Genomic DNA, 12,416 nt, shown 5'->3' on the forward strand with positions numbered 1-12,416 from the left:
GCGAACGTCGGGGAAACAGGGAAAGGGTTAGCGGGTCGGCTGTAACAGCTGACTGATTTCAGCGCGCGCGGCGCGGCCTTCGGGTATCGGTAGCAAGGGCCAGACATGGATCATGCCCTGGCCCATTCGCACGTCGACGTTGACCCCTTGTTTGCGCGCTGCCGTGGCCAAGGCCAGGCTGTCGTGATGAACAATGTCGCGGGTCGCGGCGTAGATCGTGATGTCAGGCAGACCGTGAAAGTCGCCGTGCAATGGGTTGGCCCACGCATGGGCCAGCGGCAAGGCACCGGCCCACGAGCGGCCTGCTTGTTTGAGGCTATGGCGACTGAGCATCGGGTCCGATGGTTCGGTGGCAGCGATGGCCGGGTTGTTCATTTCCACGTCTACCCAGGGGCAGATCAGTATCAGGTGCCTGGGCTGTGGGCGTTGCAGTTCGCTCAGGGCGAAACACAGCGCCAGTGCCAGACCACCGCCGGCCGAGTCACCCATGACCACCAGCGATTGCCCGGCCGCCCGTTCCTGGGCCAGGCCGTAGACGCCCAAGGCGAATGGCACGGCATGCGCACAGGTGTGTTCCGGGGCGAGCGGGTAGAGCGGCACGCTGATGGTGCAGCCTTGTTCTTCGACCATTTGCTGCAAGAGTCGCCAATGGTATTGGGTAATGGCACGCACATAGGCACCGCCATGCAGATACAGCACGTGGTTGCCGGGGCGTGGGTTTTTCGGTTTAAGCGTGTACAGCTCGAAGCCCTTGAAGGATTCGAGGCTGACGTCGATACGTTGCTGCATGTTGGCCGTCGGCCGGTCGGGGCCGCGTTGGCGCTCTTGAGCGAGCAACGTGTCCGAAGACAGCAGGGCCGACAGCCCGCGTTTGCGGTTCATCAGCCGCAAGATAAAAATCAGTAGATGGTTGTGCAGGCTAGTCACGTCTGGCTTCCGGTCGGTATCGGCACACCCTTTGGCGCCGTGGCTAGCAAGTCACGGCGCCAAAGGGTTGGCGCTAGGTTAGCTGAAGACTAGCGCACGCCTTCGTTACGCAGCGCCGCCGGAGTGAAGTCGGCCGCAGTGGCTTTGAGGTCGAACTGGACGAACTCTTTCTCCTCGTTGCTCAGGCCCACGGCAATGTAGCGGCCGGCGATCAGGTCGTTGAGCGACTCAAGCGCGGTGGCCGGGATCTGCCGTGTGTAGTAGGGCATCAGCATGGCTTCGCCGACGCGCCAGAGTTGGCCGCGACCGTCGTAGTGGTCGGACAGGGCGATCATCCACGAGTCTTCGTCGATATAGAAACGCCGCTTGGCGTAGATGTTGCGCTCGCCTTCTTTCAGTGTCGCTTCCACTACCCACACGCGGTGCAGCTCATACCGCGCCAGGGCCGGGTTGGGGTGGCCGGGTGTGAGGATGTCGGCGTACTTCACGTTGGGGCTGGCCAGGCGGAAGTTGTTGTACGGGATGTACAGCTCTTTTTTGCCCACCAGCTTCCAGTCGTAGCGGTCCGGCGCGCCGTTGAACATGTCGAAGTTGTCGGAGGTGCGCAGGCCATCGGAAGCGGTACCCGGGCCGTCATAACCCACCTGCGGGGCGCGACGGACGCGGCGTTGGCCGGCGTTGTAGATCCAGGCCATGCGTGGGTCGTTCACCTGGTCGAGCGACTCGTGCACCAGCAGCACATTACCGGCCATACGCGCCGGCGCGGTCACCCGCTGCTTGAACATCAGCAGGGTGGCGGCGGCTTTTTTTGCGTCGAGATCGGGCATGCGCTCGGGGAAGGCCACGGTGTCTTCGAAGTTCACCAGGGTGTAGTTGCCGTTCACCTGCGGCGCCGCCTGAACATACAGGCGACGCAGGTTACCGCCGCGGTAACGGGTGATGTGGTTCCACACCACTTCCAGGCCGTTCTGCGGAATCGGGAAGGCGTAGTAGCGGCTCTCGGTGAAGCCCTTCAGGCCACTGCCGCCCTCCAGCAAGGTGACTTTGGCCGCACTGGTCTTGATCCGTTGTTGCACGTCCGCCGGCATGCCCACCGAGCGGTGGGTGGTGAACACCGGAATCTTGTAGGTGTCCGGGTAGCGCTTGAACATGGCCAGCTGCCCTTCGGAGAGCTTGGCTTTGTATTGCTCAGCGTTTTGCGCGGTGATGGTGAACAGCGGTTTTTCGTTGGCGTACGGGTCGCCAAGGAAACCGTTGGCGGTTACCGGCGCGGCATTGGTCGGCAGGCCGCCGTCATAGCTAGGGATGCTGCCATCGGCATTGCCGGCTTTCTCGGCACCGATAGGGGTGAGGGTGGTGCCCAGTTTGGCCACTTCATCCGGGCCGACTGCCGCCATGACGCTACTGGCCAACAGGGACAGGGCGATGGCAGAAAACAACGTGCTGGTTTTGTTCATGGACTGATTCTCTACAGGGCCCGTGCGTACGGGCCGTTATCAGAAGAAGACGGTATCGCCAGGGGACGCCTTAGAAGTTCACGCCCACACTCAGGGCCACGAAGTCACGGTCGGTCTGCATGTTGTAATCGCCGCCGAAGAAATTCGTGTAGTTGAGGCTCGCCGTGTACATGTTCAGGTACTCGGCATCCAGGCCCAGGCTTACCGCTTTGGAGCCTTCGTTGAACACCGGACCGGTACCGTCGACGTCGTGCGACCAGGCCACGTTGGGCTTCAGGTTGACCCCGGCGAACACGTTGCTGTAGTCCCAGATGGCGCGGGCGCGGTAGCCCCAGGAAGAGGAGGTGTAGAAGCCATGGCTGCCGTATTCATTGCGTGCGGCGGCCACTTCCGGAACGCTGAAGGTGGCGTCACGGCCGTAGCGTGCGTTCATGTCGTCGGTCATGGCGCCGACATAGGTCACGCCCACTTCGCCCACCAGGGTCATCCGCTCGGCGCCCATGAATTGGTCAACGAAGTGGGTGAAGGTGGTTTGCGCCTGGGTGACTTCCTTGCGCACATAGCCTTTGCTTTCGTAGCCGGCCATGCTGCGTGCCGCTGCCACGCCGGCACCCAACCCGCCGCTGGCCAGGCCGCCGAGGAACGCGTTGTTCACCGTGTTGCCCAGCTCACCGCCGAGGTCGGTGGTGTTCAACTGGATGGGCATGTTCGGCCGGTAGCTCAGCTCACCGGACCAGGCGGTCCCGGTAGGCAGGGTGGTGGAGAAGCTCACGCCGTACAGGCGGATATCTTCCGGGTACTCGAGGAAGTAGTTGCCGCCGCCGGTGAGAATCCCCGCCGCGCGATCCAGGCTACCCTGTACCAGCAACGCGTTGAGCGCGGCGTTGATGCCAGCCAGGTTGGTGTTTTGCACGCTGACCATCGGCGTGCGGCTGTGGTAGTTCATGGCATAGGCGCCGTACTCGGTCTCATCGCCCAACCAGCGCAGGGACAGCCCCCACTGGCCCGAGTCGCGCGCATCGCGGTCGCCGCCACGGCTAACCAGCAGGCCTTCCTGCTCGACGTTGATATTGGCCGGCAGCAAGCCGTTCTGTTTGTCTTGCAGCAACTGCGCGATGGCCGCGGGTTGCAGCACGTTGTAATTGGTGTCGCAGCCATCGGCCGCCACGTCGGTACCGGAGAAGAAGGTGCCGCAGTTATCGATAACGGTCTGGTCCCACTCCAGCTGGTAGAAGGCTTCAGCGGAAAGATTGTCGGTGATGCTCTGCTGCACGAAGAACATGTTGACCGGAATCAGGCCTTCTTTGATCTCGGCGCCAGGGCGGCGGAAGGCCGACACGTCGACCGGGTTGATCGAGTTGATGCTGTTGCCGATGAAGGTGCTTTCGCCCCAGCTCACTACTTGTTTGCCTAGGCGAACCGAGCCTGGTTTATCGGCGATGGCGTAGTTCTGGTAGACGAAGGCGTCGAGAATTTGCGCGCCTGAGGCCTGGGCACCTTCCTTGCGGTTGTGGTCATCGATGTCTTTGAACTCGCGGTGTTCGTCTTTCAGTTCAAAGTCATACCAGTACTTACCGCGCACAAACACGCCAGTGTCGCCGTATTTCAGCTCCAGGTCGTGAATGCCTTTGAAGATTTTCGAGAAGGTTTCGCCGCGCTTGAAGTTCAGCCGGCCATCGTCGTTGGTCTGGGTGAAGCCCTTGCCGCCGTTGGCTTGGCCGATGAGGTCTTTGTCCGGTTTGGCGGTGGACCAGCTGGAGCCTACGGACAGGCTCGAATCGAACTGCCCCTCGATCTCCCCGATGTTGAAGTTGACGGCTTGCGCTTGAGCGCAAGCGCCCAGACTGATAGCCACGGCCAGCGCTTTTGGCGAGAACCCGGCGAGCCTTATTGTTGTTGTCATGTGGCACTCCCTGATGGAATTAAGGAGTGACGGACATTAGCGATGCACCGGCCAGGGAGTAATTGCACGAATGTAGGAACTTTGCCGGGCATCAAAAAGGATGGTTTTTCTCGGTGTAATCCTTTTGCTGCTGAAGGGCGCGGCGTGGCGCTACGGGGGCACCCATTTGTGTTTCTGATGACCCGGTATCAACCGCTCTGCAACGGGTCTTTTGCGCGCAGCGCTGGGCGCCGCAAGCAGCCGCTGGACGCTTTTCTGCCAGGGATGATGTTGACGCTGATTCGGCGACAAAAATAAGGTGATTACCTTAGTTGTGTTGATCGACTCATCCGTTCATCACGTTTCCATCTCACCACTTACTCCGCGATGGAGAAGGTGGAGCAGGAGCGCCATCGCCGTGTCCCAGCTTGCCCATTACTACAACAACAAAGTCGCCGTGGTCACCGGTGCGGGTGCCGGTATCGGCCGCGCCATTGCGACCTTGCTCGGCGCCAACGGCGCGCGTGTGTATTGCCTCGACATCAACCTGAACGCTGCGCAAGCCGTGGCTGCCAGCCTGCCTGGTGGTCAGGCGTTTGCCCTGGATGTTGCCGATGCCGGAGCGGTGACGGCTTTCGCCGACCGCGTGTATGCGCAGGAAGGACGGGTCGATCTGCTGTTCAACAATGCCGGGGTAGGGCATTCCGGATTGTTTGTCGATTGTGAACTGGCCGACTGGAAGCTGATGCTCGACGTCAACGTGATGGGCGTGGTGCACGGCATCAACGCGTTCCTGCCGCGCATGCTCAAACAAACCGGCCCCTGCCACATTATCAATACTGCTTCCGGCGCGGGCATCATCCCCATGCCCCGTGCGGCGCCGTACTGCGCGGCCAAACATGCGGTGGTCGGCTTGTCGCAATCGTTGGCGGCCGAGCTATACGGCACCTCCGTCAGCGTGACCATTCTGTGCCCAGGCACCATCAACACCGACATCATCAAGAACACCACCATGCGCGGCAGCACCGCTGCCACCCGCCAGGAACAAGCCGCGCAGCACTACGCCGCCAAAGGTACCTCTCCCGACCTCGTGGCCCGTGACGTGCTTGAGGACGTGCGCAACCGCAAGCTGTTCTGCACCACGCCGCGTAACGAGGTGTGGGTCGGTTGGCTGCTGCAACGGCTATCGCCAACTTTCATGCAGCGCCTGATGCGTTGGCGCATGGAAAAAGTCTCCGGGGCCGACGCCAAGTGAAGCGCTCATGCCAGGTCCGGGTGCGGCAGAAAATCGCTGCTGGCCAACAGCTGCTGGCTCGCTACCCGGTAGGGCTGAAACAACGCGGCCATCTGCCGGTAGCCCCAGTCGAGGTGCTTTTTGGTTACCCGATTGATGCCGTGGCGCGAGTGCAGGTACTCGATCCAGTAGGTGGAAATGATCCAGCAGTTTTCCAGCAGCACATCCAGTTCGGCCTCGGTGGCCTTGAGTTGGCCGAGTTCGATCATTTCCATCAGCTTCAGCCGTCCGCGGCTTTGCACCTGGTCGGCTAGGTGCTTGAGGTGGCTGCGCAGGCTCGGGTCCATGGCCAGGATGGCCATGGTGTCGCGATAGAAAAAGCGCCACTCCCACATCAGCTCAAACCAGTCGCGCAGGTTGCGGTCCTGCTCGGCCAGCCGCAGTTGTTTCGCAGCGAACTGCTCGAAGAGGGCGGCGACCACGTCGCTCTTCTTCTTGAAGTAGTAGTACAGGTTGCCCTCGTTGATGCCCACGGCCTCGGCGATAGCCGCAGTGGTTACCGCCCCGACGGTTTTGGCGTTAAACAGTTTTCGGCAGGTGAGCAGAATCTTGTCGCGAGTGCTCTGGCGTTTCATGGAGCGTCCGTTGGCTTGGGCTATCGGAATCTAAGGTATTCACCCTAGAAATGGGCTGGCGCGTTGCATCATAACGAGGTCGCGGCGCCGAAGAAAACCAGGCAATTCATTCATCTCAAACAGCAATAACAACAATCAGGAGACGTCCCCATGGCTTTTATCGAACGCGACACGCTCGCCGGTTCCGATGCCCCGGCGATTGCTGAACTGCGGCGTACCTTTACCCTGCAGAAAAACGCTTTCCTGCGCGAGCCGCCGCCCAGCCTCAACCAGCGCCTGGAGCTGCTCGGCGCCTTTGCCGGGATGATGGTGAGCAACCGTCAGCGTATTCAACAGGCCCTGGCGGCCGACTTCGGCGCCCACCCCACGCAATTCGCCGACCTGGTGGAATGCCTCGGCGTAGCGGGGCGCGTGCAGTACGTGGCGCAGAACCTCGCCGAGTGGATGAAAGCCCAGGCACGCCCCATGGAGCCGGCCTTGTATGGCAGCGCCAAGGCCTATATCCAGCCGCAGCCCAAGGGTGTGATCGGAAATATGGCGCCCTGGAATTTCCCCTTTGATATCGGCTTTGGCCCAGTGGTGGAGATGCTTGCCGCCGGTAACCGCGCCATTATCAAACCGTCCGACCTGACGCCTGCGTGCAGTGAGCTGACGCTGGAAATGGTCCGCGCCACCTTCGACCCGGAACAGGTTGCCGCTGTAGCCGGTGGCCTGGAATTGGCCCAACACTTCCCCACGCTGGAATGGGACCACCTGATGTACACCGGCAGCACCCAGGTCGGCCGTTCGGTGGCCGTTGCGGCCGCGCACAATCTGGTGCCGGTGACCCTGGAGCTGGGCGGTAAGTGCCCGGCGTTGATCGCTGAAGATGGCCTTGACGCGGCGACGGTTGAACAGATCATCGGTTGCAAAACCATCAAGAACGGCCAGATGTGCGTGACCGTCGATTACGTGCTGCTGCCGGAGGCGGCGAGGACGCAGTTTGTGGCGATGGTCGAGCAACTGTTCGCCAGCAACCTGCCGAACTACGCCAGCCACCCGGATACCACCGGCATCATCAACCAGCGCCACCTCGATCGCTTGCTGGGCTACCTCGATGATGCCCGCAGCAAGGGCGCGCAGATCGTGGAAATCGGCGGCCCGCTGGACCGAGCCGCGCGGCGCATGCCGTTCTACCTGGTGCTGGATGTGACCGATGACATGGCGCTGATGCGCAACGAAATTTTTGGCCCGATTCTGCCGGTGAAAACCTACCGCTCCCTCAACGATGCCATCACCTATATCAACGACAACGAGCGCCCGCTCGGCGTGTACATCTTCACCCACAGCGCCTCGGTAGCCGAGCAGGTATTGGCGCGCACCACCTCTGGCGGCGCCTGCGTCAACGCCGCTGCGCTGCATGCGGCGGTGCCGACGTTGCCGTTTGGCGGGGTGGGCAAAAGCGGCTCCGGGCGCCACCACGGCTACGAGGGGTTCCTCGAATTTTCCAACCTGCGCTCGGTGGTCGAGCGCGGCAGCAATGATCTGGTCGCGGCGATGTTTGCGCCCTACGGCGCCACCGTCGACGCCCTGATTGCCGGCGCGCTCGGTGAGAGCTGAGCCGGCGCTAGCCCTTTTTTGAATAGCGCGCAGCGCTGAGATTAATCCGTCCCAAGGTAGTTAACCGCCATGACCTATTTCGTACACGACAGAATGCTCGAACTGATGGAAGCCGAAGGGATGAAAACCCTGTTCGGCATTCCCGACCCAAGCTTTATCGGCCTGTTCAATGCCGCTGCCGCACGCGGCTGGCGGGTAATCGCCCCGCACCATGAACAAGCGGGCGCCTTTATGGCCGATGCCCACTGGCGCATGACCGGCATTCCTTCCGTGGTAGTCGGCAACCAGGGCCCTGGCGTTGCCAACCTGGCCGCTGCGGCCATCTGCGCGGCGAAAGAAAACGTGCCGACGATTTTTATCGCCGGTCAGCGTGAGCGGGTGTTCGACCAGAAGGTGCGCAAAGGCCAGTTTCAGTACACCCGTCAGCCCAAGTACTTCGAAGAGGCCATGAAGTACGTCGGCATCATCGAGTTCGCCGAGCAGGTGGATGAGATCTTCCACGAAGCCTTTCGCCGCGCGCTGTCCGGCACGCCTGGCCCGGTGTACATCGAGTACCCGATGAACGTGCTGGAGTCACAGCTCAAACAAACCCCAGTGAAGCGCCCCGAGCAGTACCGCCTGGTGCGCCAGGGCGCCGATGCACAGCGCATCGAAGAAGCGCTGGAATTGGTCAAGCACGCGCAGTCGCCAATTCTGTTGGTGGGGCAGGGCGTACTGGTCAGCCGTGCCCACGAAGCGGTGGCCGAACTGGCCAAGGCCATCGGTTGTCCGGTGATCACCACCCCTGGCGCCGGCGCGGTATTGCCAGGGCTCGACAGCCAATGTTTTCCCTATCCGACGCCGTCCGGTACCGCCGCTGTGGCCGCCGCTGACCTGGTGATCGCTATCGGCACCGAGATCGGCGAACCGGTGCACTACGGCACCGGTCGGCACTGGGAAAAAGGCCAGGTGGATCGCAAGTGGATCTATATCGAGCGCGACTCCCTGGCCATCGGCGTCAACCGGCCCATCGACGTGCCGCTGGTGGGCGACCTGCGTGACGTGGTGCCGCAGCTAACCGCACCGATCCGTGCGCTGAATCGCCAGCCTTCGGCCAAGCTGCCGGAGCTCGCCGCCCTGGCGCAAAAGGTGCGCGGCGTTATGGTCAGTAACCTGCCAACCCGCTCGCAGCCTATTCACCCTGGGCATTTGGTGGTGGAGGCGACGCGCCTGCTGCCGGAAAACACCGTGATGGTGCGTGACGGCGGCTCCTTCGCCATCTTCGCCTCGGCCTACAGCCAACTGCGTGCCCGCGATGCCATGTGGTGCCAGAACTTCGGCCACCTGGGCACCGGTTTGCCCCACGCCATCGGCGCGCAGCTGGCGGTGGGCGACAGCCGCCGTGTGGTGCTGATGTCCGGCGACTCGGCGTTCCAATTCCATATTTCCGAACTGGAAACCGCCGTGCGCAAAAACCTGCCGATCGTCTGCATCGTCGGCTGCGATTACGCCTGGGGCCTGGAAGTGGCGGTGTACCGCAACGCCTTCGGTATGGACTCGGCCGAAACCGAAGCGCACTGGGGCAAACAGCTGCGCCTGGACAAGATCGCCGAAGGTTTTGGTGCGTACGGCGAGTATGTCGACCGCGCCGAAGACATCGCCGGGGCGGTGCAGCGGGCGCTGGACAGCAACCGGCCGGCAGTGGTGCAGGTGGTTATCGACGGCGCCGCCAATGCGTCGGAGATGCCCGGGATTGAAGAGTTCATGTCCTGGTATGGCGAACGCGGCTACTGAGTCTGCCGCACTGCGCACCCCGCAACGGGGTGCTGCAGCGCCGGGTGTTCGTCCTTTATTGTCAACGCAGTCAGGCCGGTGCTCGGCTGAATCAGCCGATCCGCTCTTCGAAATTGCTGCTGTATTCGCCGGTAATCGGCATGGCCAGAACCGGGCGTGAATCGATGTTGGCGAGGGCCTGTTGCCAGTCGCCGAGGATGTCCCGGCGGGCCTGATCGTCCAGGTACGGTACGTGATAGCCGAAGAATGGCTCGAGCACCTCGAAACCGGTGTAGCCGAGGGTGCCTTTCAGTAGCGGACGGAACAGGTCGCGCAGGTCGTCGTGAATGCCTTCGGCGGAGAACATCCGCTCCCGCCCGCCCAAGGTGGCGCAGACCAACGCGCGTTTGCCGCGCATGCCGCCCTGGTCGAAGATCCGCCGCCCGCCATAGAACAGGCCGGAAACGAATACGCGGTCGATCCAGCCTTTGAGAATCGCCGGCATCGAATACCAGTACACGGGGAAGCTGAGGATCAGCAGGTCGCAGCGGTTGATCTTGTCGATCTCGCTCTGGATGTCGCTGCGCAGGGTACCGGCCTTGGCCGCGTGGCGTTGCTCGAGGGCGTACACCAGGTAGTCGGCTTCGGCGCGGCTGGTGAAGTCCTGGTCGCTGGCGACCGGGTCGAACTGCGTCGCGTAGAGGTCGGAAACTTCCACCGTCGCGCCTTGGCTCTGGAAGTGTTCGCGGGCTGCTTGGAACAGCGCCGAAGTAAAGGACGCAGGCTCAGGATGGGCGTGGACGATCAGGACATTCATAGGCGCACCTCATGGACAATGGGCGCCAGGGTAGGCGGCCGCAGCGTACAGGCCCAGTGGCGAAAATGACGCTAAATGTGCGGATGCTGCCAATCGCTCAACTGCCGCCAATGCGGAATTTGCGCCTGTACGCGGCCGGTGTCAGGCCAACGCGCTGGCGAAACAGACGGACGAAGGAGCTGTCATCGACATAACCGACCGCCTGGGCGATGTCTTCGATGCGCTGACTGCCAGCCTCCAGTAATCCCCGCGCCGCCTCGATGCGCAGGTTTTGCAGGTAGGCCAATGGCGTGTTTTGCAGCGCCAGGTGAAAACGCCGGATCAGTGTGCGTTCACTGACCGCCAGGCGTTTGGCCAGCTCGGGCAGGCGGATCTGCGCCGCCAGATTTTGCTGCAAGTAATCCTGCGCCTGCTGCACCACGGCATCGCTGTGCGAACGCTGAGCCAGTAGCGGCAAGAAGGGTGTTTGTTGGGTCTGGCTGACGTCAATCAGCAGGCTTTTTGCGCACTGAGCCGCCAGCTCGGCGCCGGAATGGCGTTCGATGGTCTGGATCGACTGCAGGTGGTAGGAAGACAGCGCGCCGGCGCAAAACAGCCGCTCGGCTTGGGTCAGCACCGGGTCCATCTGCAGGTTGACCGCCGGGAACCAGGAGCGAAATTGCTCCTCCAGCCACCAGGTGGTGGTCGCCACGCGGCCGTCGAGCAAGCCGGTGTTGGCCAGCAGAAAGGTGCCGGTGCAGGTGGCGATCAGTTCGGCGCCTTGCTGCCATTGCTCGATCAGCCAGGCGCAGGGCACCTGTTGCTGATCAAGGAAGGCGCGAAAGGGGTGATAGCCCTGGTAGTGGCAGGCGGGAATATAGATAAAGTCGAACTGCTCGCCGGCCTCGGGGCGTCGTGAGGCCAGGGGCTGGCCGTTGCTGGCGATGACCTGGTCGCTGTGGGCCAGAAACGTCCAGCTGTAGCGCTGCGTCGAGCCTTGCGCGGCAAGGTGGGCGTTGGCCACCTGCATGACGTCGGCCACGCCGTTGACGCTGGAGGCATAGCACTGGTCGTAGAGGTAGATCGCGGCCGCAGGCATGCCGAGGGTTCCGTATAAGAGGTGGTCTTTTTACACCAGGGCGGTGTTACGCGGCAAAACCGGCACTCAAGGGTCGGTTCTGAACGCCTCGACGATCTGCTCCTTGAGCCAACGCAAGCCCACTGCGCGGTCCTGCTGCTGGTGCCAGATCAGGCTGACCTGCACCGCTGGCATCTCCAGTGGCAGCGGGAAAATCTGCAGCGCGTAGTGCCGGGCAAAGTGCTCGGCGAGTTGTCGTGGCACGGTGCCGAGCAGGTCGGACTGCGCGACGATGGCCGGAATCGCCAGGTAGTGCGACACATAGAGCTGCACCTTGCGGCGCAACTTGGCCGAGCCGAGGACGATCTCCAGCGGTGAGCCGCGGCCGGCGCGGGAATGCACCGAGACATGCTGACTGTCCTGGTACTGCGCCAGGCTCAAACCTTCGCGGCAGGCCGGGTGGTCATGGCGGGCGATCACCACCAGGTCCTGCTCACGCAGGGGTTGGTAGCGTAGGTCTTCATCGTCGAAGTGCAGGTAATCGATGGCCAGGTCCAACTCACTGGTCTTCAGTCGCTGCAGCAAGGTGTCGGCATCGTCCGATTGCACCGACAACACCACGCGCGGTGCCAGGGCATGGATGCGGGCGAGCAAGCCGGGCAGAAAAAGCGCCTGGGCGTAGTCGTTCATCGACAGGCGAAACGTCTGCTCGGCCTGCAGGTCGATGGCTTCTTGCGGGCCCAGGCCTATTCGCAGCAGGTGCAGGGCCTGGCGCACCGGGGTGTACAGCGAATGGGCGTGTGGTGTCGGCACCATGCCGCGCGCGGTGCGCTGAAACAGTGGCTCGCCGAGTTGCTGGCGCAAACGGGCCAGAGCATTGCTCACGGTCGACTGGCTCAGGTGTAGACGCAGGGCGGCGCGCGACAGGTTCTGCTCTTGCATCAGGGCGTCGAACACCAGCAGCAGGTTGAGATCCAGTTGGCGCAAATTCGTAATCATGAATAAAGCTCTTTCTGAATATCCGTTATACGAATAATGGCCAGCGGCTTATCTTCG

General features: G+C 62.3%; 10 protein-coding genes. 3 read left to right on the forward strand and 7 right to left on the reverse strand.

Features of this window, described 5'->3' with window-relative positions; translation table 11 throughout:
- Window positions 1-27 precede the first annotated feature (27 nt).
- The 3 genes from C8K61_RS18190 to C8K61_RS18200 form a co-directional block, all read right to left on the reverse strand.
- Window positions 28-927 carry an alpha/beta hydrolase fold domain-containing protein gene (locus C8K61_RS18190; protein ID WP_108097689.1) on the reverse strand — a complete coding sequence of 300 codons (900 nt, stop codon included), beginning with the start codon at window positions 925-927 and terminating at the stop codon, window positions 28-30.
- A gap of 89 nt (window positions 928-1,016) precedes the next feature.
- A complete protein-coding gene (locus C8K61_RS18195; RefSeq protein WP_108097690.1) occupies window positions 1,017-2,384 on the reverse strand; it encodes a DUF1329 domain-containing protein in 1,368 nt (455 codons plus the stop codon).
- A gap of 70 nt (window positions 2,385-2,454) precedes the next feature.
- Window positions 2,455-4,287, reverse strand: coding sequence for a DUF1302 domain-containing protein (locus C8K61_RS18200; protein ID WP_108097691.1), 1,833 nt, complete (start codon window positions 4,285-4,287; stop codon window positions 2,455-2,457).
- Window positions 4,288-4,684: 397 nt separating this feature from the next.
- Between C8K61_RS18200 and C8K61_RS18205 the strand changes: the two genes are divergently transcribed.
- A complete protein-coding gene (locus tag C8K61_RS18205; protein WP_158272521.1) occupies window positions 4,685-5,521 on the forward strand; it encodes an SDR family oxidoreductase in 837 nt (278 codons plus the stop codon).
- Between the two features lie 5 nt (window positions 5,522-5,526).
- Here C8K61_RS18205 and C8K61_RS18210 read toward each other — a convergent pair whose 3' ends face one another.
- The gene (locus tag C8K61_RS18210; RefSeq protein WP_108097693.1) at window positions 5,527-6,135 is read right to left on the reverse strand and encodes a TetR/AcrR family transcriptional regulator; all 609 of its coding nucleotides are present in this window, start codon (window positions 6,133-6,135) and stop codon (window positions 5,527-5,529) included.
- A 150-nt stretch (window positions 6,136-6,285) separates the two neighbouring features.
- Between C8K61_RS18210 and C8K61_RS18215 the strand changes: the two genes are divergently transcribed.
- Together C8K61_RS18215 and C8K61_RS18220 are read left to right on the forward strand one after the other, a co-directional pair.
- Complete coding sequence (locus C8K61_RS18215; RefSeq protein ID WP_108097694.1) at window positions 6,286-7,734, forward strand: aldehyde dehydrogenase family protein; 1,449 nt, start codon at window positions 6,286-6,288, stop codon at window positions 7,732-7,734.
- A 69-nt stretch (window positions 7,735-7,803) separates the two neighbouring features.
- The gene (locus C8K61_RS18220; protein ID WP_108097695.1) at window positions 7,804-9,507 is read left to right on the forward strand and encodes a thiamine pyrophosphate-binding protein; all 1,704 of its coding nucleotides are present in this window, start codon (window positions 7,804-7,806) and stop codon (window positions 9,505-9,507) included.
- Window positions 9,508-9,598: 91 nt separating this feature from the next.
- Here C8K61_RS18220 and C8K61_RS18225 read toward each other — a convergent pair whose 3' ends face one another.
- The 3 genes from C8K61_RS18225 to C8K61_RS18235 all read right to left on the reverse strand — a co-directional run bounded on the left by C8K61_RS18225 (window position 9,599) and on the right by C8K61_RS18235 (window position 12,359).
- Window positions 9,599-10,303 (reverse strand): NAD(P)H-dependent oxidoreductase, encoded by a 705-nt coding sequence (locus C8K61_RS18225; protein WP_108097696.1) that lies wholly within the window; start codon window positions 10,301-10,303, stop codon window positions 9,599-9,601.
- 97 nt (window positions 10,304-10,400) lie between these two features.
- Window positions 10,401-11,381 (reverse strand): GlxA family transcriptional regulator, encoded by a 981-nt coding sequence (locus C8K61_RS18230; protein WP_108097697.1) that lies wholly within the window; start codon window positions 11,379-11,381, stop codon window positions 10,401-10,403.
- Window positions 11,382-11,447: 66 nt separating this feature from the next.
- Window positions 11,448-12,359, reverse strand: a complete 912-nt coding sequence (locus tag C8K61_RS18235) for a LysR family transcriptional regulator (protein WP_108097698.1) — start codon at window positions 12,357-12,359, stop codon at window positions 11,448-11,450.
- Window positions 12,360-12,416 lie beyond the last annotated feature (57 nt).

This window comes from Pseudomonas sp. GV071 (assembly GCF_003050835.1).
Classification (GTDB): Bacteria; Pseudomonadota; Gammaproteobacteria; order Pseudomonadales; family Pseudomonadaceae; genus Aquipseudomonas.